This window comes from Streptomyces sp. A01 (assembly GCF_059026195.1).
In genome coordinates this window covers 170,049-188,772 of record NZ_JBWLKN010000008.1, presented here as the reverse complement: position 1 = coordinate 188,772, position 18,724 = coordinate 170,049, and the positions used below count along the sequence as shown (strand labels likewise).

The following is an 18,724-nucleotide window of genomic DNA, read 5'->3' as shown; positions in this document are numbered from 1 at the left end:
TACGTCCGGTTTCGTTCCGCTCTGCGATGTGATGGCTCCCCCTACAGGCTGAGGGGCCACCCCCGCCATGCGGTGCCCCCGCTCCTCCTGCGGTGCCAACTTGCTCTGTGCTCTCAACCTGTCACGCGTGGTCGTCCTCTTCTCACTCGGCAACCGAACACGAGAAGAGGCGCACTGTGCGTATGAGCCTTTCGGGACGGACTGTCCTCGCCCTCACGCTGGCGGGAGCGGCCGTTGTGCCCGTGGCACCCGCGTTCGCGGCGGAGCAGCCACGCGCTGACCTCCGCGCGGACGTGAACCGCGACGGGACGGTCGATGTGACCGGCACGACGGACAACGCCGGGGAGAACACCTGGTCCACTCGGCGGGGAGCGGTCTTCCTGCCCAATATCGACGATGACTCCCGCAGGTGCCCCACCACGGGGCCCGGCGGCAAACCACTGCCCGACAAGCGACTGGCCGCGTGCAACGACGCCACTGACGGCAAGGTCAACGGAACTGCCGACGCGGCCGACCTGGCCCGGCTGCGGACCGTGCCGGTCAAGGACCTCGCCGGGGACGCGCACGGCACCGTACGGCTGACCGGGGCGGGCGCCAAGCACGCCCGGCTGTTCGTGCACCGCGCGGACGGCGGCTGGACGCCCGTCACTTCCAGGACCCGGCTGACAGCGGCCGAACTGCGCGGCGGGGTGGAACTGGGCATCGAGGGCAGGGACGTGGTGCGGGACACCAAGGTGTGGGACGGCCGCGCCGTGGCCAGGCTGACGGTGACCTCGGGCGGCAAGAGCGCGTCCGACGACGTCACGCTACGCGTCGCCCCGCTCCTCACTCACCACCATCTGCAGAAGGCGCAGCAGGTCCTGGTCACCAAGATCAGCGGGGCCGGTGAATACGGCCGCCAGCAGCGGAAGTTCGTCAAGGATCTGGGAACGGAGGTGCGGCGGGCGGGCATCAGCAAGCCGCTGGTCACCTTCACCAAGTACCAGGACCCCTGGGCACAGGACTTCGTCGAGCCGGGTTACGTCAGCATGGCCGCGTCCGGCGGGCGCCAGCACGCCATGCGGGTCATGCTGCGGTCGGCCCAGCCCACCCGTGAGGCGGGCCGGGAGCTGTTCGAGAAGCTGCGCGGCCGTGACACGGGCGTCGTCCAGGTCACCAAGGTCCGCGACTCCGAGGAGGAGACGCTGAACTCCACGGGGAACATGGAGACGATCCCCCCGTACGAGCACGGGGGGCGGTCCTACCCGGCAGGTCGCGTGATCATGGGCCAGCGCGTGGACAGCGGCTCCAAGCCGGCGGCCGCGATGCGCACCCTGCTGTCCTCGCAGGGCCTTCAGGACCCGCTGCTGCTCGACACGTCCTGGCTGCATGTGGGACACGTCGACGAGTTCGTGCAGTTCCTGCCCGCCGACACCCCGCGCGGCTGGCGCATCGGCGTGGCCGACCCGAAGGCCGGACTGAAGCTGCTGCGGGACGCCAAGCGGGACGGGCACGGCTCGACCCGGATGTTCTCCGTGCCCAACGCGAAGGGCACGCCCGCGCCGAAGGAGACCATCGCGCAGGCGCTCGCGTCGAAGCACCTGCGCGCCGACAACGAACTCGCCGCCCAGCGGATCGCCGCCAACCTCAAGATCCTCCAGCGCGAGACCGGCGTCACCGACGCGGAGGTCGTCCGGGTCCCCGCGCTGTACACCCGGGGCACCGAGGAAGGCGCCCAGAACCGGCGCATGCCCAGGCTCCAGCGGATGGGTTCCTCCGTCACTCCGCCCGACGCTGTCAGCGAGTTCGGCCAGCAGGCGACGCTGGGCGAGGACGGGGCACGTAAGCCGCGGCCTTCAGGGGCAGCGGACAAGACCGGAGCTGATGCCCACCAGACCACGATGACCAGCGCGTACATACCGGGCGCTGTCAACGGCGTGGTGCTGAGCCCGGACCGTTATCTCGCCCCGAAGCAGTGGGGGCCGGTCATCGGCGGCAAGGACATCTTCACCAAGGCCGTCAACGCCGCCTACGCCAAGGCGGACATGAAGGTCGCGTACATCGACGACTGGTACACCTACCACCTCGGGATGGGCGAGGTGCACTGCGGCACCAACACCCTCAGGGACATCTCCGCCCCCTGGTGGAAGGGCTCCGGCGGCCGCGGCTGACAGCGGTAGTGCTCCGGCTCCCGGCGGCCACCGCCGGGAGCCGGAGCCTCCGCGCTCCCGTGAACCTCCGGCGACGCCGCGCTGACGCCCCACGCGTCGCCCGCTGAACACGTGGTGGGCGGCGGAGACGAGGCCCCGTGCGGGCCCGGGCGCGGAGCGGTGGGGCAAGAACATAGGGGTGGTCACCGCGACGGGGCCGGTGGTAGACGTGATCGACGATGCCGGGGCACGGCCTGCCCGGCACCGTGCGTGCTGATCGCTCTGCTTCCACGGTCCCCTCAAAGGAGTAGCCCGATGCGCCACAGACGCATGCCCTCCCTCCTGGTCACCCTGGCCACCGCCCTTCTCGCGATAGCCGGACTCACCAGCGCTCCAGCCCAGGCCCAGCCCCAGCCCCAGCCCGGCGAAGGCTCCCGGCTCGCGGGCCCGAACTTCAAGGCGCCCTTCCCCTGCGGCCAAAAGTGGACCTTCAGCCACCACTCCGCCGAGGTGCGCCGCGCCCTCGACTTCGTACGCGCCGACGGAGGCTCGACCGCCGGAACCCCCGTGCTCGCCTCCGCCGCCGGAACGGCCACGCGGATGTCCCAGCCCGGTGGCGCGGGGAACTACATCGTCATCGACCACGGTGGCGGCTGGAAGACGTACTACTTCCACCTCGCCTCGTACGCGGTGCCCAGCCGCGCGTCGGTGGCCCAGGGGCAGCGGATCGGTGCCACCGGCAGCAGCGGCAACTCCTCCGGCGCGCACATCCACTACGAGCAGCTGCTCAACGGCGCGGGTCAGAACATCGTCATCAACGGGTCGGGGCTGCCCTATCCCTCCCAGTACCACCAGTCCTACCTGACCAGCGACAACGGCTGCGGTGGCGGCGGCAACTTCCGCACCTGGGGCTCGGACATCCGGGTCAGGTCCGACGCCTACCTCACCTCACCGGTCGTGGGGGTCCTCCCCGGGCCGACCAACGTCACGGTGATCTGCCAGAAGCAGGGCAGCACCGTCACCGCCGAGGGCCACACCAACAACTGGTGGAGCAAGCTCCGCGACCAGGGCGGCTTCATCTCCAACATCTACATCGACCACCCGGCGGCCCAGTTGCCCGGCGTCCCTGTCTGCTGATCCCGGCAGACCGCCCTGTCCCGAATCTCCGCGCGTAGCCGGGAGCCCGCCGCGGTGCGCGGGACCGGCGGGCTTCCGCCGGTCGCGCGCGTGGCCGGTCGTCCCAGCAGCAGTTGATGCCGCGTCACGTCCCACTTGTACGCTTGTACGATCGCTCTGCCACACGCCTCAGCAAGCCGCGAGCCGCGAGCCGCAAGGCAGCGTCAGCCCTGTGATCAGCCGGGCGGCCGGGTCCACCGCACTTCGCCGTCCTGCCACTGGCCGGTCGGTGCGAGCCCCGCGGCGGACGCGACGGCGGCCGACGCCAGGTGATCCGGGTGGATGTGCGCGATCACGCGCTGGGCGTGGTCGGGCATGAGCCAGCCGACCAGGGCCCGCGCGGCTTCCGTCGCCAGACCCCGGCCCTGCCAGGGGGTGCCCACCACCCAGGAGACCTCGGCTACGGTGCCCCCGGCGGCGGCGCTGACGGTGGCCTGGACGGTGCCCACCAGGCAGTCATCGGCGTGGAGCCGAATGACCCAGTTCCACCAGCGGACAGCCGGGTCGGGCGAACCGGCGACCAGCCGCTCATAGCGGGCCCGCAGCGCCTCAGGAGTGTGCGGGGAGCCGCCGGTGAAGGCGTGCAGCCCCGGGTCGGCGAGCACCGACGCCATCGGGGCGGCGTGCTCCACCCGGAGCGGCACCAGATCGAGGCAGTCGGCCACGACCCGCTCAGGCTCGGACCCGCTCATGCCGCCACCCCCGCCCGCCACAAGGGACGCGTGAAGCACACGCCGCCGGCTCCCGCCGGGCGGCGGCTGCCCGCCCGTGGGACCTCAGGCCCGGCCCCTCCTCGCGTGGAAAGCCCGCCTTCAGCAGCACCGCTGGTTCCTCCCCGTACGTGAGCCACGGCCGTCCCGCGACCCGCCCATGATCACCCATCAGCCTCCGCAGCGCACCGCGCGGACGCCCACCGCCGCAGGCCAGGGCCCCACCGCCCCCGGCGGGGAGCCCGCTAACCTGACACGATGCGAACTACCAGGCGTGCGGCACGCATCGCGATACTCGACCCCGACGACGCGGTCTTCCTCTTCCGTTACGAGAACGAGGAGGTCGGTGTCCACTGGGCCATGCCAGGCGGCGGTTGTGAGCCCGGCGAGAACCCGCGCGAAGCGGCGGTACGCGAAACACTGGAAGAGACCGGCTGGACCGACGTCCGGCCGGGAGACCTGCTGTGCACCTGGGAGCACGACTTCACCCGGGCCGGGGTCCCCGTGCGCCAGTTCGAGCACATCTACCTCTCCCGGGGCCCGCGGCGCGAACCGGCCGGGGATGTGGCCGCCGCGCACGCCGCCGACCGGATCTCGCGCTGGCGGTGGTGGTCTCCGGCCGAACTCGCCGCCTCCCCCGACGCGCTGTGGCCGCCGGCCCTCCCCGTCCTGCTGGCACCGCTGTACGGCGCGCCGCAGGTCGCCCCCGACCCCGTCGATCTCGGCTTCGTCCCGAACGAGGGCTCGCCCGCGGTCTGAGGGAGTCACTGTCCCCGCCGACCTGGGAGTGGGGTCGCCCTCCGGCCAGGTGCGGGAGCGAGCGGTCAGTCGGTGGACGGGCGCAGCCGGAGCCCGGCCATGCCGCCGTCGACGGCGAGCGAGGTGCCGGTGACCGAACCGGCCGCCGGACTCGCCAGATAGGCCACAGCGGCCGCCACGTCCTCGGCGCTGACCAGCCGCCCCGTGGGCTGCCGGGCCATCAGGGCGCGGCGTTCGGCCGCCGGATCATCCGCGGCGTCCAGCAGCCGCGCCACCCACGGGGTGTCCGCGGTGCCGGGGTTGACGCAGTTGACGCGGATGCCCTCACGCACGTGGTCAGCGGCCATCGCGAGCGTCAGGGACAGGACGGCTCCCTTACTCGCCGCGTACAGGGCCCGCTGGGGCAGCCCCGCCGTGGCCGCGATCGAGCACATGTTGACGATGGCGGGATGCGGTGAACGCCGCAGATAGGGCAGGGCGGCGCGTGAGACACGGGCCATGCCCAGGACGTTGACGTCGAGCACCCTGAGCCATTCCTCGTCCATGTTGTCCTCGACGGTCCCCGCAGCTCCGATGCCCGCGTTGTTCACCAGGACGTCGATGCGGCCACCGCCCAGTTCTTCGCCCGCTTCCGTGATGGCCGCCCGGACCTCCCCGTCGTCGGCGACGTCCGCCCGTATACCGTGCAACGGCTTCTCGGCAGCCTCCGGGGCGAGGTCGAGGACCGCCACGCGCGCGCCACGCGCATTCAGGAGCCGTGCCGTTGCCAGCCCGATGCCGGAGCCGCCCCCGGTGACGACGGCGGTGAGTCCCTCGAAGTCCGTCATGCTGTCGCCTCTCGCCGAGCCGGGTTCTTCCGTCGGGAAGCCGTCCGGGTCCCGGCGCCGGTGCCAACCGGAGCCTGGCGGGCACACGCTGAGGCAGCAGGCAGCAGGCACGACAGCGATCAGCGAAGAGATCCGGCGATGCTTCACAGCGATCCGGACTCTACGGACCAGCCCACGCCCACACAAGAAGACATCGGAGGTATTTCTGCCCGGGCAACCGGCACCCCGACGGCGCACGGCTCGCAGGGGGGAGCTCAGCAGCAGATCAGCAGCGGTTCAACCGTAGTTGAGCGGTAGTTGAGCAGGAGACCGGGCTCGCGGGGGCCGACGGGCCGCGCGGTCGTGATCGCCCCCTGGTAGGCGGCGGGCTGAGGTTGGACCGGTTCGCGGCCCGGCTATCGGGGCTGTCGCCAAGGGCGCTCGCGGCGGCCCAGTCCACCAGGCCGTGGCGAACAGGCGCGGCCCCGCCTCCGGGCGAGAGGAGGCGGGGCCGCAGGAGGTGCGTCAGCGCCAGCCGTCGTGGCCGAAGCCGAAGCCGTCGTCGCAGCCGTTGTGGTGGCCGTGGCCATGACCGTGGCCGTGGCCGTGGCCGTGACGGCGCTCGATGGAGCCGGCGCCCTCGGTGACGCCGTAGGGGCCGCCGACGTTGAACCCGGTGAACGAGGTCTCCGAGTCGCCGTCGTGGCGGTCGTTCTCGTAGTCGGCAGGGTCGTTGTCGTAGCCACACGAGCCGGAGCCCCCGGTGACACCGTGGGGGCCGCCGACGTTGAGCCCGGTGAACGAGGCCTCCCACCCGTTGTGGTGGCCGTGGCCGTGGCCGTGGCCGTGGCCAGGGCCGGACGCGAGCGCGGTGCCGGCGCCGCCCAGCACGGTGGCAGCGGCGAGGGCGGTAGCGGCGAGAGCAGTACGGATGCGCATGTTCACTCTTTTCTGTTCCTGTGGTCCTAGTCGTGGACGGCTAGGACCTGCCCCACTTAACGCCCCTACAGGCACATTCGGCACCAAATACCCCCTAATGGGCCAATTCGGGTTGCGTTGAGCAGCCCGACCTGCCTAGGGCATACCGATCATCACAAGATGGTCGGCCGTCACGCCCCAAGTCGACGGGGGCCATGGCTCCTGCGCCGTATCTCGCCGGGGAGTTGAGCACTTCCCCGCAGCCACTCCGGGCCTCCCCGGCGCCCTGGAGCCCTTTCCTCCGATGAATCGCCCTCTGTCCGCTTCCATCCCCCGCCCCTCGCCTGCTTCCTGTCAGCGCACGCGACGGCGCCCGGGATAGCCGGACCTGTCCGGGGAGGGTGGTCGCTGGTCGCCGAGCCTCCCGCGGTGCGGGGAACGCGCCTCGAAGCCGACCCGCAGCCGCCGCAGCCGCCGTCCAGGTGACGCCCCTCAGTGGACTGGCCTACGCTGTCGCCCAGTTACGCGCACACGTGCCCATGCGGACGGCCAGCCAGGGGTTTCGGCCCGCTGGTAAACACCCACTTTTTTGTCAGTACTTGATCGGTTCTCCGGCAGGCGCAAGCATCGGCATCACGCGCCGGCAGTGCGGGGGCGACCTGACGGAGAAGGGCACACCAGGATGGACGTCGAACCGGATCGCGGCGCCGGGTGGTGGCGGGTCCACGATGACCCGGTGCCGGACGCGGCCGGAGTGGTCGCGCTCGTCCTGCACCGGGACGACTGCCCGGTCGCCCGGGAGGGCTCCGACCTGGTGACGACCGAGGCCGCCCACGCGTTGCTCGGCACACCGGGCACGGTGGCGTGCCGAGCGTGCCGGCCGCAGACGACGCTGAACGCCCCGGGTGGCGACCGGCTGGCGGAAGCCGGGACCTCCGCGCAGGAACCGGCCGGCCCCTGACCACCCCGACACCCGAGCAGGGCGGGCCTCCCGCACCGGCGGCTGTGCCGCCGACGGGGAAGCCCGCCCTGCTCAGCCGGGCGTGGGTCAGCCCAGGCCGCGCCCGAACTCCAGGCCGCTGGTGGGGGCCGGGAGGTTCAGGCTCGCGGCGCCGAAGCCGGTTCCGCTGACAGCGCCGTCGCCGGTGACGCCGCTCAGCGACCAGACCCGGCCGTCGCGCTCGTCCTCGCCGGTCGCCGCGACGTGCAGTTCCGCCACGCCGTCGCCGTTGGCATCGCGCAGCACCACCTTCGCGCCGAAGGCGTCCTTCGTCTCGTTGCCACCGGGCACGCCGGGCGTCCCCTGGTTGACCGCCCGTGAGCCGTCGGCGGTGACGCCGGTGCGAGAGCCGTGCAGCAATGTGGCACTGCCCGCGTCGTTGGCGGCGTTGATGGCTTCCCCGGGGGCGCCGACGGCGAGATCCGCATAGCCGTCGGCGTCGGCGTCGGCCGCCGAGACCGCGTCGCCGAAGTCGTCGTTGAGCTCGGACGCTCCGGCGCCGCTGCCGGGCACACCCGGGGTCTCCTGGCTGAAGTCCGCGGGCGCCCGGCTCCCCGCGGGTCCCTGCGGGCCCCCGTACAGCACGCGGACGGTGCCGCCGACGCCGTGCTGGATCGGGTACTTCGGCTTCCAGTCGTCGTCATCGGGACCGACGCTGATCGCGTTGCCCATCGCGAGGTCGGTGTAGCCGTCGTGGTCGAAGTCACCGGCTGCCGTGGAGTGTCCGCCGGTCTCCCGGTACCAGCCGGTCTCCCGCACCAGGCCGTCGGCGGTGCCCCGCAGCAACGCTGTGCCGTTCCCTTCCTGCCCGAACCACGGGGCCGCCACGTCGGCGCGGCCGTCGCCGTCGAAGTCACCGACGGCCAGTCCGGCGACATTGGAGAAGTGGCTGATGCCGGAGTCGGCGACCCGGGTCAGCGGCCCGGGCGTGGTGCCGGGCGCGAACGGTCCGCGGGCCAGCGAGAGGGTGTCCGCCTCCTCCCCGTCGTTGGCCGTGACGATGTCCAGGTCGCCGTCGCCGTCGATGTCGGCCACGGCGAGGCCGTGGCCGCCCGCCCCGCCGTAGGCGCCTTCACCGGGCAGGTCGGTCGCGCCGGTGCTCCCCGAAGCGCCGCCCCACAGAATGGTGACCCGGCCCATGTCCTCGGCCGTGCTGTCCTCGCCGGGAGTGGCGACGACCAGGTCCGCGTAACCGTCCCGGTTGAGGTCGCCGCTGGCGTGCCGGGCGCCGAACTCGTCGTACCGTTCCGGGGAGCCGGGCACCCCGGCGGTGGCCTGGCTGACCGTCCACCGCTTCGCGGTCGCCGGTCCCGTGGCGGAGCCGGGTATGACGGCGAGATGGCCCGCGCCCGCCTGCCCGCCCACGGTGCCGCCCGGCACGCCGACGACCAGGTCCCCGTGTCCGTCACCGTTGAGGTCGTAGGGCTGGGCCGGGGCCCGGGGTGCAGCGTGCGCGGTGGGAACGGTCAGGGCTGTGGCGGCGGCGGCCGCGGCGACGGCGGCTGCCAGCGCCAGTGAGCGTTTGTGCACGAAGATCCTCCGTTGGTTGGTGGGGCGCGTGGTCAACCACCGGTCGTTCAGCCAGTGTTGGCCTCAGCATGGGGCGCGGTTCCAGCAGTGATCACGTAAAGAAGGACCACCGCCGTGCGTACGGGGTTGTACGGGCACGCGCTCTTTCCCCAGCCGGGTGCTCCTACCGCCCATGCCTGCCTGCCGGAACAGTCATCAGAACGGTCAGTTCCAGCCACTTACCGGGCCGGGCCCCCGCCCCGGGGGCCCGGAGAGGGGAGCGGGCATGATGGAGGCATGCGGACCCAACCTGTACTGGTCTATGACGGAGACTGCGCCTTTTGCACGAGCGCGGTTATCTTCGTCGAGCGCCGAATCCGACCTCGTTGCGAGGTGACCGCGTGGCAGTTCGCCGACCTCGACACACTGGGCACCACGCGGGCCAGGGCGGAGCACGAGCTGTTGTGGATCACGCCGACCGGTCGCGTCTACGGCGGGGTACGGGCGGTCGCCAAGCTGCTGCTGCGCGCGGGGCGCGGCTGGGCGCCGCTCGGCGCGCTCCTCAGCCTCCCGCCGCTGCGCTGGCTCGGCCACGGGGTCTACCGGCTCGTGGCCGACAACCGGCAGCGGATGCCGGGCGGCACGGCGGCCTGCGCGGTACCGGCCCGCCGCGGCTAGGCTGTGTCCGGCCGGTCATGCTGGGGGGAGCCCCTGTCCGTGCGTCGCGGACTGCGAGTGTGCTGCGGCTGGGCGCGCGGTTCCCCGCGCCCCTGACGGAGCCCGCCCCCCGCGCTGTGCCAGGGCTGCTGCTTCCTCTGGGCCTGGCGGCCGGGAGGCCCCATGCGCGGCCCGATGCCGGGCGCGCGTGATGTGGCCGGAGACCCTTTTTGGGGCGGACGCGGCAACGGGAGGACGCCCGTCATCCCCCGAGACGGGCGTCCGGCCTTTCGGCGGAAAGCGGGCCGGTACCGGCACCGCCTCGCGCGTCAGGGCTTGCGCCCCACCGCCCCGTAGAGGGAGACGTCGGCGTCGGTGACACCGGAGTCGGTCTCGCTGTCGGGCCGCCACCGGTGGGGCACCTCAACGCCCGGCTCGACCAGGTCGAGTCCGGTGAAGAACCGCTCGACCTCCGCGCGGGAGCGCGTCTGCGCGGGGATGCCGCCCTGGTGGTAGACATCGACGACCTTGGCCCAGGTCGTGGGGTCGAAGTCCGCGGTGCAGTGGGATATCACCAGGTAGCTGCCCGAGGGCAGGTCGCTGACCAGCCGCTCGACGATCTCGTACGCGTGGAACTCGTCGGGCACGAAGTGGAGCAGCGCGTTGAGGGAGAGCGCGATCGGCTGGCTCATGTCGAGCGTTTCGCGCAGTTCGGGGGCGGTGAGGATGTGCTCCGGTTCCCGGACGTCCGCGTGGATGTACGCGGTCCGGCCCTGCGCGCTGCTGCGCAGCAGCGCCTGAGCGTGGGTCAGCACGATCGGGTCGTTGTCGGTGTAGACGACCCGCGCGTCGGGGGCCTCGCTCTGAGCGATCTGGTGCAGATTCGGCTCGGTGGGAATACCCGTGCCGATGTCGAGGAACTGGCGGACGCCCACGCCGGTCAGGTAGCGGGTGGCACGGTGCATGAACTTCCGGTTGGTCCGCGCGCAGGTCCTGATGCCGGGATACAGGTCCATGACGGTCTGCGCGGCCAGCTGGTCCACCTCGTAGTTGTCCTTGCCACCGAGGTAGTAGTCGTACATGCGCGCCGGGTGCGGCTTGCTGGTGTCGATCTGGCCCGCGATGAGACGCTGTTCGGCCATGTGGTCCTCCGGTTCCTCTGCTGTCGCCGCCGCGGGGTGGTCGCATACCGTGCGGGGCGCGTGGGTCACGTGTGGTGCTGGCGCTGCTGACAGTGCTGGGGCTGGGGATCAGGCGAGGAGGAAGTCCGCTTGGCCGCCCTTGGCGCCATGGAGGAACTGTTCGATCTCGCGGGGGGTGTAGATCAGTGCCGGGCCGTCGGGGTCGGTCGACTGGCGCAGGGCGACCCGGCCGTCGGAGAGCTTCATGGCCTCGACGCAGCTGCCCCCGTTGGGGCCGCTCCAGGGCTTGCGCCAGCCCTCGGTGCCCAGGGCGCTGGCAGGCATGCCGTTATAGACGTGGTCAGTGACTGTCACGGTTTTGTTCACGGTCACAGCTCCTTGCGAAGATCACCGAGAAACGCCTCGGTGCGTGGTGCTGGGACGGCCTGGGTGCCCATGCGGTCGAGAGCTTCGAGGTAGGCCGCCACATCGGCGCGTTCGTCGAGGTACGAGGCGCTGGTCAGGCTCTCGCAGTAGACGACGTCGGGCAGTTCTGGAACCCGGAACCTGAAGAGCTGGAACGGCCCGAACATGCCCGGGTGCGGACCGGCGGAGAAGGGGACTACTTGCAGGGTCACGTTCGGCAGGGCGATGGCCTCGATCAGCCGGTCGATCTGCGCGCGCATCACCGCCGCGTCTCCCACGGGGCGGCGCAGTACCGTCTCGTCGATGATGGCCCACAGCCGTGGCGCCTCGGGCCCTGTGAGCAGGCGCTGACGCTCCATCCGCAGGTCGACGCGGAGGTCGGTCTCGGCGCTGGGCGCGTGAGGGAAGCCGACCGTGAGCAACGCGCGTGCGTAGTCGGGGGTCTGCAACAGGCCCGGGACGAAGTGCGGTTCGTAGGCGCGGATGAGGCTGGCCGCCCCCTCCAGGCTGACGTAGAGGCTGAACCAGTCCGGGAGGACGTCGCGGAACCGGTGCCACCAGCCCGGCCGGTTGGCCTCCTCGGCCAGCCCCAGGAAGGCGGTGACCTCTTCCTCCGGGATGCCGTACGTACGCAGCAGCTTTTCCACGTACGGGAGTTTCAGCCCGACTTCGGCCTTTTCCATCCGGCGCACGGTGGTCTGGTTGACGTGCAGGGCCTTCGCCGCTTGCTCGTAGGAGACCCCGGCCTTCTCCCGCAGGTCGCGCAGCCGCATGCCGAGGACTATCTGCCCGACCGTCGGGGCTGACCGCGCCTCACCCACATCCCACCTCCGCATATGGCTTGTTCACAGCAGTGTGCCACGGTTCTGCTGACACGAACAGACTGCTCTCGCTATTCTGCATTTCGCACAATGCCCCTTGCTGACCGAGTGAGGCAGCGATCATAGAGACAATGGCCACCCCCACCGTCCCGACCGCGGCTCGCAGACATCCCAGAGCCCCAGACGTCCTGTGTTCCTCCCCCGCAACGCCCAGCCCCCCGCAGGCACATGGAAGGCGAACGGCTGTGATCGCTCCTGAGACAACGCCCCTCTCGTCGCCCACCGACGGACTCGGCGGCCACTACCACGAGGCGTTCCGGCTCCCCGCCGAACCCACGGCGGTCTCCGACGCACGGCGCCGCGTACGGCACTGGCTGACCTGCCAACAGGTATCCCAAGACGCCAGCGACATGGCGCAGTTGGTCATATCCGAGCTGGTGACCAACGCCGTCGTGCACACCAGCAGCACCACGATCGCCTGCGTTCTGCAGTCCGTGCGGGGGCAGTTGCGCATCGAGGTACACGACCAGGGCAGCGGGTCCTCCCGGCCCATGCCGCGCGACGCCGCCGCCGGGGACGAGAACGGGCGGGGGCTGCTGCTCGTGGAGACCGTGGCCGACACCTGGGGCGTCGACTTCGGCGCGCAGGGCGGCGGCCGCACCGTGTGGGCGGCGCTGCGAGCGGCGTCCGCGTGAGGCCGCCCCTGCCCGGCCGGTGGCGGGAACCGGGCCGCACCCGGCCGCCCTACGGGCCGAGCACCTGCCCCAGGTCGTAGTTCACCGGCTCCTCCAGCTGCGCGTAACCGCACTCGCGCGGCTCCCGGTCGGGGCGCCATCTGCGGAACTGCGTCGTGTGCCGGAAGCGGTCGCCCTCCATGTGGTCGTACGCCACCTCGCACACCCGCTCCGGCCGCAGCGGGACCCACGTGAGGTCCTTGCCGCTGTTCCAGCGGCTCGGCGCGCCGGGCATCCGGTTCTCCTCGTGCGCCTGCCCGCTGCCCCAGTCCGCCCACGGATGCCCTTCGGCGGACTCCATCCGCAGCGGGGCCAGCTCGGTCATCAGCGACTCCCGCGCGCGCATCGGGAACGAGGCGCAGACCCCCACGTGCTGGAGCCGCCCGTCGGCGTCGTAGAGCCCGAGCAGCAGGGAACCGACGACCGGGCCGCTCTTGTGCGGCCGGATACCGGCCACGACGCAGTCCGCCGTGCGCTCGTGCTTGACCTTGACCATGGCCCGCTCACCCTGGCGGTACGGCAGATCAGGCCGTTTCGCGACGACCCCGTCGAGCCCCGCGCCCTCGAACTGCTCAAACCACTCCCTGGCCAGCGCCAGGTCCTCGGTGAAGGGTGCGATGTGCACGCGTCCGGAGGCGTCGCGCAGGGCTTCGGTGAGCGCCGCACGGCGGTCCCGTTGCGGGGCCCGCTCCAGCGAGGTGTCGCCCAGTGCCAGCAGGTCGAAGGCGACATAGCTGGCGGGGACCGTCCTCGCGAGCAGGGCGACCCGCGAGTCGGCGGGATGGACGCGGGTGAGCAGGGCCTCGAAGTCCAGGCGGCCCTCGCGCGCGATCACGATCTCGCCGTCGAGTACGCAGCGCGGCGGGAGGTTCTCGCGCAACGCGTCGACCAGTTCGGGGAAGTAGCGGGTCAGCGGTTTGCCGGAGCGGCTGCCGAGCTCGACCTCGTCGCCGTCCCGGAAGGCGATGGCCCGGAAGCCGTCCCACTTGGCCTCGTAGATCATGCCCGGCGGGATCTTCGACGCGGCCTTGGCCAGCATCGGCTTCACGGGCGGCATCACCGGGAGGTCCATGATCCTGATTGTGCGGCGGGCCCCGGGAGCCCGCCCGCCGAGAGGCGCGCGGGAGCGCCCCGGCCTAGCGTGGCCGCATGGCAGACGCGGTGGAGCTCACGGTCGGTGAGCGGACGGTCCGGCTGTCCCACCCGGACAAGGTGTATTTCCCCGAGCGGGGATTCACCAAGCTCGACGTGGCCCAGTACTACCTCGCGGTCGCCGGCGGGGTGCTGCGGGCCCTGCGGGACCGGCCGACGACGCTGGAGCGCTACCCCGAAGGGGTGACCGGGGAGTCGTTCTACCAAAAGCGCGCGCCGAAGAACCTGCCGGACTGGATTCCGACCGGCCGGATCGCCTTCCCCAGCGGCCGGTACGCGGACGAGATCTGCCCGACGGAGGAGGCGGCCGTGCTGTGGGCGGCGAACCTGGGCACCCTCACCTTCCATCCGTGGCCGGTGCGCCGGTCGCGCCCGGACCATCCCGACGAGCTGAGGATCGATCTGGACCCGCAGCCTGGCACGGACTACGAGGACGCGCTGCGGGCCGCGTTGGAGCTGCGGGACGTGCTGGACGGGCTGGGGCTGCGTGGCTGGCCCAAGACCTCCGGTGGCCGGGGGCTGCACGTCTTCGTCCCTATCGCGGCGTCCTGGACGTTCACCCAGGTCAGGCGGAGCGCCATCGCCATCGCGCGGGAGCTGGAGCGGCGCGCGCCGGAGCGCGTCACCACGTCCTGGTGGAAGGAGGAGCGCGGCGAGAAGATCTTCGTGGACTACAACCAGACCGCGCGGGACCGGACCATCGCGAGCGCCTACTCCGTACGCCCGAAACCGCACGCCCCGGTCTCGGCCCCGCTGCGCTGGGACGAGCTGCGTGACGCCAGGCCCGAGGACTTCGACATCGCGTCGATGCCCGCCCGGTACGCGGAGCTCGGTGACCTCCACGCGGACCTGGATGAGCACGCGTACGGGCTGGAGGCGGCGCTCGAACTGGCCGCACGGGACGAACGCGACCACGACCTGCGCGACCTGCCCTACCCGCCCGATCACCCGAAGATGGAGGGCGAGCCCAAGCGGGTGCAGCCGAGCCGGGCCAAGCACTGAGCGAGGCGGCACGGACGGGACTCGCGCGAGATGAGGCGGAAGGGAGGCGGCGGTGGACCCCGTGACGGCACTGGACCGGATCGCGTTCCTGCTGGAGCGCGCACAGGCGGGGACGTACCGGGTGCGCGCGTTCCGTACGGCGTCCTCGGTGCTCACCGAGCTGGGGCGCGAGGAGGTGGCCCGCAAGGCGAAGGCCCGCTCGCTGACGTCGGTGAAGGGCCTCGGGCCCAAGACCGTCGCCGTGGTCGAGGAGGCGCTGAAGGGCGGGGTTCCCGGCTATCTGGAGAAGCTTGAGGCGGAGGCGGCGGACCCGCCGGCCGAGGGCGGCGCGGAGCTGCGGGCCGCGCTGCGCGGCGACTGCCATCTGCATTCCGACTGGTCGGACGGCGGCAGCCCGATCGAGGTCATGGCACGTACCGCGGCGGATCTGGGGCACGACTGGGCGGTGCTGACCGATCACTCGCCCCGGCTGACGATCGCCCGCGGCCTCACGGCGGAGCGGCTGCGGCAGCAGCTGGAGGTGGTGGCCGGGCTGAAGGAGCGGCTGGCTCCGTTCCGGCTGCTGACCGGCATCGAGTGCGACATCCTGGACGACGGTTCCCTCGACCAGGACCGTGAGCTGCTCGACGAGCTCGATCTGGTGGTCGCCTCGGTCCACTCCAAACTGCGGATGGACGCCCCGGCCATGACCCGGCGGATGGTGGCGGCGGTGCGCGACCCGCTGGTCGATGTGCTCGGGCACTGCACGGGGCGGCTGCTCACGGGGCGGGGACGCCCGCCGTCGGCGTTCGACGCCGACGCCGTGTTCGCCGCGTGCGCCGAGTCCGGTACGGCGGTGGAGATCAACTGCCGGCCTGAGCGGCTCGACCCGCCGCGCGCGCTGTTGCGCAAGGCGGTCGCCGCCGGGGTGTTCTTCGCCATCGACACCGACGCGCACGCACCCGGCCAGCTCGACTGGCAGCCGTACGGATGCGCCCGCGCGGCCGAGTGCGGGGTGCCCGCGGAACGGGTGATCAACACCTGGACGGCCGCACAGCTGCGGTCGTGGACGCGCACCCGCAAACCGCCCGCACGCGCTGCCAAGAGACGGACCCCCACTTAAGGTGGATATTCCACCAGAAGGGGCAAACGCATGCGCTCTATGTGGAAAGGTGCCATCGGCTTCGGCCTGGTGTCGATCCAGGTGAAGCTCTACCCGGCCACCGAGGAACACGGGACCAAGCTGCACCAGGTCCACGCCGCCGATGGCGGCCGCATCCGCATGCGGCGCACCTGCGAGGTATGCGGCGAGCAGATCGACTACGCCGACATCGCCAAGGGCTACCAGGACATCGAGGGCCGCACGGCGGTCCTGACCGACGAGGACCTGGCGGAGCTGCCGCTGCCGAGCAAGCAGCTCATCGACGTGCTGGCGTTCATCGACGCCGACGAGATCGATCCGCTGCGGCTGTCCCGCGCGTACTACGTGGGCGCCGACTCGGCGGGAGCGGCCAAGCCGTACGTGCTGCTGCGCGAGGCGCTGCTGAGCAGCGGGCAGGTCGCGGTGGCCAAGGTCGCGCTGCGCACCCGCGAGTCGCTGGCCCTGCTGCGCGTCCACGATGACGTGCTGGTGCTGCACACCATGCACTGGCCCGACGAGGTGCGCGCCGCCACCGGGCTCGCCCCCTCGGAGAAGGTGACCGTGCGGCAGCAAGAGCTGAAGATGGCCACCTCGCTGATGGACACCCTGTCGGAGGACTTCGATCTCGACGCGCTGCACGACGACTACCGGGCGGCGCTGGACGAGCTGGTCGCCGCCCGGCTCGACGGCAAGGCCGCCCCGTCCGCGGAGGAGGCGGCACCGGCGCCGGACAACGTGGTGGACCTGATGTCCGCGTTGCGGGCGTCGATCGACGCCCGCGCGGAGGGCGGCGGGGAGCGGCGTACGGCGAGGAAGGCACCGGCGAAGAAGAGCGCGGCGGGCAAGAAGAGCACCGCGGCGAAGAGCGGCGCCCGGGGGGCGGTCAAGAGCACGTCGAAGACGTCTGCGAAGACGTCGGCGAAGAAGAGCGCCGCGAGCAAGACGACGGAGAAGCAGGCCAGCCGCCAGCGCCGGGCGTGAGCCGGTGCCGTGAGGCCCCGGCCCTGGACAGGTCGGGGGAACCCGGCCAGGGCCTCTTTACGGGGATTCTAATTGAACCATGAACGAACTAGTGGTTGATCCCACCCCCGTCCCACGCGGTGGCTACTTGGCGAACCACTCCCCCAGCGCGGCGCCCGCCTCCGGGGCACCCAGCGCGCCGGGGCCGTAGGAGACGGCGCCGTCGGCGGTCAGCCCGCCACGCGTACCGCGCAGCACCCAGGCGGCCCCGGTGCGGCTGGCCGCACCGCTCTCGCCGGGGGCACCGGCCGCCAGCTCCGCCGCACCGTCGCCGTTGGTGTCCAGCAGCGCCACGGCGGCGCCGAACCGGTCTGCGGCCTCCGCCTTGCCGGGGACGCCCGCCGTGTTCTGGTGGAAGGACTGGGCGCCGCTCCCGCTCAGCCCCGTCGCGCTGCCATAGAGCTGGACGGTGCCGCCCGCGTCCTTGCCGCCGTCGGTGAGGTCCTCGTACGGGACGCCGACCGCGACGTCCGCGTATCCGTCACCGTCGACGTCACCGGAGCTGAGCGCGTAGCCGAACTGGTCGCCGTCCTCCCCCGCACCTGGCACCCCGGCGGTGTCCTGGTCGATGACCATCGTGCGCTGGGAGAGCCCGTTCGCGGCACCGTAGATGACCTTGAGCGAGCCCTCGTCGTAGGGCAGGTTCTCCACGACCCCGCCGGGGACGGTGCGGATCACGACGTCCCCGTAGCCGTCCTTGTCGACGTCGGCGATGGTCCCGGCCGCAGCGTCGTCGAAGTCGTCGGGTCCCTGGCCGAGACCGCTGTTCGCGTCCCCGAGCCAGAACTCGCTCGACTCGGACATCTCCTCGAAGGCGTGGAAGCTCAGCAGGTCGTCCGCGCCGTCACCGGTGACATCGCCGACCACGAGGTCGGTCGCCGGGTCGATCTTGCCCGTGTCGAGCGCGGTGCTGTCGCTCGGCGCGCCCGCCCGGGTGAACGGCCCGTACAGCACGCGCAGTCCGGCGCCGTCCTGCGCCGAGGAGCGGTTCGCGATCAGGTCCTGCCTGCCGTCGGCGTTGAAGTCACCGGCGGCCAGGTTGCCGCCGCTTGTGTCGGCGCCCGCCGGCAGCGTCGTACCGCCGCTCAGCCCCTGCCCGGAGCCCCAGAGCAGCGTCACCGACTGGGTGCCGGCGGCGTGGACGGCCAGGTCGGTGTAGCCGTCGTGATCGAAGTCGCGCGCGACCGTGCGGTCGCCGAACCGTCCCGATACCGCGGGGTCGCCCGGCACGTCCTCGGTGGCCTGGCTGATGACCTGGCGCTTCGCGGTGTCGGAGCCGGCAGCCGAGCCGTGGACGACGGTCACGTAACCGGCGCCCGCCCGCCCGCCGACGGTGCCGCCCGGCGCCGAGGCGGCCACGTCGGCGAAACCGTCCTTGTTGAAGTCGGCCTTGGGCGCGACCCCCGCCGGGGCCACCGCTGACGTGGTCTCCGCTCGCGGGGCGGCGCCGGCCGGAGCGGCCAGCAGAGCGGGAGCGGTCAGGGCGGCGGCCACGGCCGCGCGGCGTGCGGCGGTGGCGATGGAGCGTTGGCTCACGAATCCTCCTGCTGATGGTGGTCTTGAGGCCAAGAGATGACATGAACGCCCGGCGACCGCCCAAATGCCCCAGAGTGGAGGCCGGGTTGATTTCCCCCGCACCCCACTGGACCCACGGGCCCGCCAGA

The 18,724-nt window shown here is 71.9% G+C and carries 18 protein-coding genes; 9 read left to right on the top strand and 9 right to left on the bottom strand.

Going from position 1 to position 18,724, the window contains the following annotated elements; genetic code table 11:
* The first annotated feature begins 182 nt into the window (after positions 1-182).
* Both AC5P1B_RS13450 and AC5P1B_RS13445 read left to right on the top strand, forming a co-directional pair.
* Positions 183-2,150 carry a protein-arginine deiminase domain-containing protein gene (locus AC5P1B_RS13450; RefSeq protein WP_493887214.1) on the top strand — a complete coding sequence of 656 codons (1,968 nt, stop codon included), beginning with the start codon at positions 183-185 and terminating at the stop codon, positions 2,148-2,150.
* A gap of 294 nt (positions 2,151-2,444) precedes the next feature.
* Positions 2,445-3,266, top strand: coding sequence for a M23 family metallopeptidase (locus AC5P1B_RS13445; protein ID WP_493887213.1), 822 nt, complete (start codon positions 2,445-2,447; stop codon positions 3,264-3,266).
* Between the two features lie 215 nt (positions 3,267-3,481).
* Here AC5P1B_RS13445 and AC5P1B_RS13440 read toward each other — a convergent pair whose 3' ends face one another.
* On the bottom strand, positions 3,482-3,997 hold the full coding sequence (locus AC5P1B_RS13440; protein WP_493887212.1) for a GNAT family N-acetyltransferase: 516 nt from the start codon (positions 3,995-3,997) through the stop codon (positions 3,482-3,484).
* A 276-nt stretch (positions 3,998-4,273) separates the two neighbouring features.
* Here AC5P1B_RS13440 and AC5P1B_RS13435 point away from each other — a divergent pair, with 276 nt between their 5' ends.
* Positions 4,274-4,774: an NUDIX hydrolase gene (locus AC5P1B_RS13435; RefSeq protein ID WP_493887211.1), complete on the top strand. Its 501-nt coding sequence runs from the start codon at positions 4,274-4,276 to the stop codon at positions 4,772-4,774.
* A 65-nt stretch (positions 4,775-4,839) separates the two neighbouring features.
* Here AC5P1B_RS13435 and AC5P1B_RS13430 read toward each other — a convergent pair whose 3' ends face one another.
* Together AC5P1B_RS13430 and AC5P1B_RS13425 are read right to left on the bottom strand one after the other, a co-directional pair.
* Complete coding sequence (locus AC5P1B_RS13430) at positions 4,840-5,601, bottom strand: SDR family NAD(P)-dependent oxidoreductase (protein ID WP_493887210.1); 762 nt, start codon at positions 5,599-5,601, stop codon at positions 4,840-4,842.
* 504 nt (positions 5,602-6,105) lie between these two features.
* The gene (locus AC5P1B_RS13425) at positions 6,106-6,519 is read right to left on the bottom strand and encodes a hypothetical protein (protein ID WP_493887209.1); all 414 of its coding nucleotides are present in this window, start codon (positions 6,517-6,519) and stop codon (positions 6,106-6,108) included.
* Positions 6,520-7,180: 661 nt separating this feature from the next.
* On the opposite strand from AC5P1B_RS13425, the gene AC5P1B_RS13420 reads away from it, so the two are divergent.
* Positions 7,181-7,459 carry a DUF6233 domain-containing protein gene (locus AC5P1B_RS13420; RefSeq protein ID WP_493887208.1) on the top strand — a complete coding sequence of 93 codons (279 nt, stop codon included), beginning with the start codon at positions 7,181-7,183 and terminating at the stop codon, positions 7,457-7,459.
* 87 nt (positions 7,460-7,546) lie between these two features.
* On the opposite strand, the gene AC5P1B_RS13415 is transcribed toward AC5P1B_RS13420, so the two are convergent.
* The gene (locus AC5P1B_RS13415) at positions 7,547-9,028 is read right to left on the bottom strand and encodes an FG-GAP-like repeat-containing protein (RefSeq protein ID WP_493887207.1); all 1,482 of its coding nucleotides are present in this window, start codon (positions 9,026-9,028) and stop codon (positions 7,547-7,549) included.
* A gap of 276 nt (positions 9,029-9,304) precedes the next feature.
* Between AC5P1B_RS13415 and AC5P1B_RS13410 the strand changes: the two genes are divergently transcribed.
* On the top strand, positions 9,305-9,685 hold the full coding sequence (locus AC5P1B_RS13410) for a thiol-disulfide oxidoreductase DCC family protein (RefSeq protein WP_493887205.1): 381 nt from the start codon (positions 9,305-9,307) through the stop codon (positions 9,683-9,685).
* Positions 9,686-9,993: 308 nt separating this feature from the next.
* On the opposite strand, the gene AC5P1B_RS13405 is transcribed toward AC5P1B_RS13410, so the two are convergent.
* The 3 genes from AC5P1B_RS13405 to AC5P1B_RS13395 all read right to left on the bottom strand — a co-directional run bounded on the left by AC5P1B_RS13405 (position 9,994) and on the right by AC5P1B_RS13395 (position 12,032).
* Positions 9,994-10,806 carry an SAM-dependent methyltransferase gene (locus AC5P1B_RS13405; RefSeq protein WP_493887204.1) on the bottom strand — a complete coding sequence of 271 codons (813 nt, stop codon included), beginning with the start codon at positions 10,804-10,806 and terminating at the stop codon, positions 9,994-9,996.
* Positions 10,807-10,914: 108 nt separating this feature from the next.
* The gene (locus AC5P1B_RS13400) at positions 10,915-11,130 is read right to left on the bottom strand and encodes a DUF397 domain-containing protein (protein ID WP_493887360.1); all 216 of its coding nucleotides are present in this window, start codon (positions 11,128-11,130) and stop codon (positions 10,915-10,917) included.
* A gap of 44 nt (positions 11,131-11,174) precedes the next feature.
* A complete protein-coding gene (locus AC5P1B_RS13395; protein WP_493887203.1) occupies positions 11,175-12,032 on the bottom strand; it encodes a Sco1979 family transcriptional regulator in 858 nt (285 codons plus the stop codon).
* Positions 12,033-12,277: 245 nt separating this feature from the next.
* Here AC5P1B_RS13395 and AC5P1B_RS13390 point away from each other — a divergent pair, with 245 nt between their 5' ends.
* On the top strand, positions 12,278-12,727 hold the full coding sequence (locus AC5P1B_RS13390) for an ATP-binding protein (protein WP_493887202.1): 450 nt from the start codon (positions 12,278-12,280) through the stop codon (positions 12,725-12,727).
* Between the two features lie 49 nt (positions 12,728-12,776).
* Here the strand turns inward: AC5P1B_RS13390 and AC5P1B_RS13385 are convergent, their stop codons facing one another.
* Positions 12,777-13,838 (bottom strand): ATP-dependent DNA ligase, encoded by a 1,062-nt coding sequence (locus AC5P1B_RS13385; protein WP_493887201.1) that lies wholly within the window; start codon positions 13,836-13,838, stop codon positions 12,777-12,779.
* A 77-nt stretch (positions 13,839-13,915) separates the two neighbouring features.
* Here AC5P1B_RS13385 and ligD point away from each other — a divergent pair, with 77 nt between their 5' ends.
* Genes ligD through ku form a run of 3 tightly spaced genes read left to right on the top strand, consistent with a single transcriptional unit; the run spans position 13,916 to position 17,021 of the window.
* A complete protein-coding gene (gene ligD / locus AC5P1B_RS13380; RefSeq protein WP_493887200.1) occupies positions 13,916-14,920 on the top strand; it encodes a non-homologous end-joining DNA ligase in 1,005 nt (334 codons plus the stop codon).
* Positions 14,921-14,972: 52 nt separating this feature from the next.
* The gene (locus AC5P1B_RS13375) at positions 14,973-16,022 is read left to right on the top strand and encodes a PHP domain-containing protein (protein ID WP_493887199.1); all 1,050 of its coding nucleotides are present in this window, start codon (positions 14,973-14,975) and stop codon (positions 16,020-16,022) included.
* A gap of 30 nt (positions 16,023-16,052) precedes the next feature.
* Positions 16,053-17,021 (top strand): non-homologous end joining protein Ku, encoded by a 969-nt coding sequence (ku, locus tag AC5P1B_RS13370; protein ID WP_493887198.1) that lies wholly within the window; start codon positions 16,053-16,055, stop codon positions 17,019-17,021.
* A gap of 123 nt (positions 17,022-17,144) precedes the next feature.
* On the opposite strand, the gene AC5P1B_RS13365 is transcribed toward ku, so the two are convergent.
* The gene (locus AC5P1B_RS13365; protein WP_493887197.1) at positions 17,145-18,596 is read right to left on the bottom strand and encodes an FG-GAP-like repeat-containing protein; all 1,452 of its coding nucleotides are present in this window, start codon (positions 18,594-18,596) and stop codon (positions 17,145-17,147) included.
* Positions 18,597-18,724: the final 128 nt, after the last annotated feature.